Source organism: Kitasatospora putterlickiae (assembly GCF_039527695.1).
In the GTDB taxonomy this organism is placed as follows: domain Bacteria; phylum Actinomycetota; class Actinomycetes; order Streptomycetales; family Streptomycetaceae; genus Kitasatospora; species Kitasatospora putterlickiae.
In genome coordinates this window covers 418-2,533 of record NZ_BAAAKJ010000098.1, presented here as the reverse complement: position 1 = coordinate 2,533, position 2,116 = coordinate 418, and the positions used below count along the sequence as shown (strand labels likewise).

General features: G+C 72.4%; 1 protein-coding gene and 3 tRNA genes. 1 reads left to right on the top strand and 3 read right to left on the bottom strand.

Annotated features, from left to right (window positions below; genetic code table 11):
- Positions 1–11 precede the first annotated feature (11 nt).
- From ABD308_RS10660 to ABD308_RS10650, 3 genes are all read right to left on the bottom strand, one after another.
- Positions 12–87, bottom strand: a tRNA-Arg gene (locus ABD308_RS10660).
- A 31-nt stretch (positions 88–118) separates the two neighbouring features.
- Positions 119–194 (bottom strand) — tRNA-Arg (locus ABD308_RS10655).
- A 250-nt stretch (positions 195–444) separates the two neighbouring features.
- A tRNA-Ser gene (locus ABD308_RS10650) sits at positions 445–538 on the bottom strand.
- A gap of 179 nt (positions 539–717) precedes the next feature.
- Here ABD308_RS10650 and ABD308_RS10645 point away from each other — a divergent pair.
- The coding region (locus tag ABD308_RS10645) for a PAS domain-containing protein (RefSeq protein ID WP_344331476.1) at positions 718–2,116 on the top strand (1,399 nt) is incomplete at its 3' end.

Genomic DNA, 2,116 nt, shown 5'->3' with positions numbered 1-2,116 from the left:
GGGTTTCCCACTGGTGCGCTCAGCAGGATTCGAACCTGCAACCTCTTGATCCGTAGTCAAGTGCTCTATCCGTTGAGCTATGAGCGCAAGTTCCGGGCGAACCCGGTCTTGCGGGGTTTGGTGCGCTCAGCAGGATTCGAACCTGCAACCTCTTGATCCGTAGTCAAGTGCTCTATCCGTTGAGCTATGAGCGCTCGCCCTGGCGAATGTCCCTCCGGGGCGGTGCGGAGACAACATTACATGACCTGCGGCGCGGGACGAAATCGATTGATCCGGGCACCCCGGGCACCCCCGGCGGGCACCTCCCCGCCGCCTCCCCGAACCGCGCCCGGCCCCCGCCCGACCCCTGCCCCGACCCCGCCCGACCCCTGCCCCGACCCCGTCCGAACCCTCCCCGGACATGCGAAGAGCCCCGCCGACGAGATCGTCGACGGGGCTCCCGGCTGGCGGAGGCTGAGGGATTTGAACCCTCGATCAGGAATAACCCCGAAACCGCATTAGCAGTGCGGCGCCATAGACCGGACTAGGCGAAGCCTCCTCCACATGGACCAGGCCCGCGTGCGCGGACTCGTTCCCTGTGCCTGTGATGATGCCACAACCCGGGGGCCCGGCACCAACCGCCGACCACGTTACTAGGCGGGTCGTCCCCGCCGCAAAGAAGAATGAGATACTGCCCTCTCCGGAGAGAGCTGCCCTGAGCCGAGGAGACCTGTCGACGTGAGCAGCAGGCCGATCCGAGGCGCTGCTCGCCTCGCCGCCATACTCGACGCCCTGCCCGACGCGCTGTTGCTGGTCAACAGCAACGGCACCGTCGTCGATGCCAACAACGCGGCCGTCCAGGCGCTGCAGGCACCCGGCACCTCGCTGGTCGGCATGGGCGTGCTCGACCTGCTCCCGGAGTTCGACCCCAGCCGGATCCCCGGCTCGATGCGGCCCGCCGCCCGCGAGGACGAGGCGCTCGACCGCCCGGTCCGGATGACCGCCCGGCGCACCGACGGCACCACCTTCCCCGTCGAGGTCTCCGGCAACGACTTCGACGACGACGGGTCCGGCCCCGGAGCGGGATCCGGCTCCGGCTACGCGCCGCCGACGCCCTACGACCCCTACCGCGAGGGCTCCCGCTCCTCCGACCTGCTCCTGCTGCTGGTCCGCGACCTGACCGGCCGGCTCGGCGTCGAGGCGGAGCTGCGCCGCCAGCACAAGCAGACCGAGATGATCCTGCGGGCCGCCGCCGAGGGCGTGCTCGGTGTCGACCTCGAAGGCCGCTGCGTGCTGGTCAACCCGGCCGCCGCGCACATCCTGGAGTACCGGGCCAGCGAGCTGGGCGGCCGCGAGCTGCACCCGCTGATCCAGCACTCCCGGGCCGACGGCACCCCGCTGACGCTGGAGGAGTCCGCGCTGCTGGACACCCTGACCTCCGGGCGCAAGCACCGGGTGCGCGGCACCGTGCTGTGGCGCAAGGACGGCCGTCCGGTCACCGTCGACCTCACCACCGCCCCGGTCCGGGACGGCGACCAGTTGGTCGGCGCGGTGATGACCTTCACCGACCGCAGCCGCGAGCTGGCGCTGGTCGCCCGCAACGAGCACCTCACCGCCGTCCTGGAGAGCGAGCTGGGCGGCGCTCTGACGGCGCTGCACCGGCGGATCGACGCGCTCGCCGCCGACCCGGCCGGGCAGCTCTGGCCGGAGGCCAACTGGACCCTGCGCCGGCTGGCCGACGAGTGCCGCCGGTACGGCAAGCTGATCGAGGGCGTGCTGGCCCACCAGCGCTCCGAGGCCGGTGAGGGCGCCGGCTCCGGCGCGGACGGCAAGGGTGTCGAGGGCGTCGACGGCAAGGCCGAGGGCAGGGGCGACGGCAGGAGCGGGCGGAAGGCCGCCGAGCGGGTGCCGGTCGCCCTGGACAAGGTGGTCCGCCGGGCCGTCGAGCACGCGGGCGAACTGGTCGGCGCCGGCCGGGTGCGGTTCTCGGTGCACGCCGCCGCCGTCGAGGTGATCGCCGACGAGCAGCGGCTCGCCCAGGCGCTGGCCCACCTGGTCGCCGACGTCAGCGGCATCGGCCTCGCGCTGGACGACGCCGCCCCCGAACCGCCGTCCCCCGGACTCGCCGCCCCCGGCA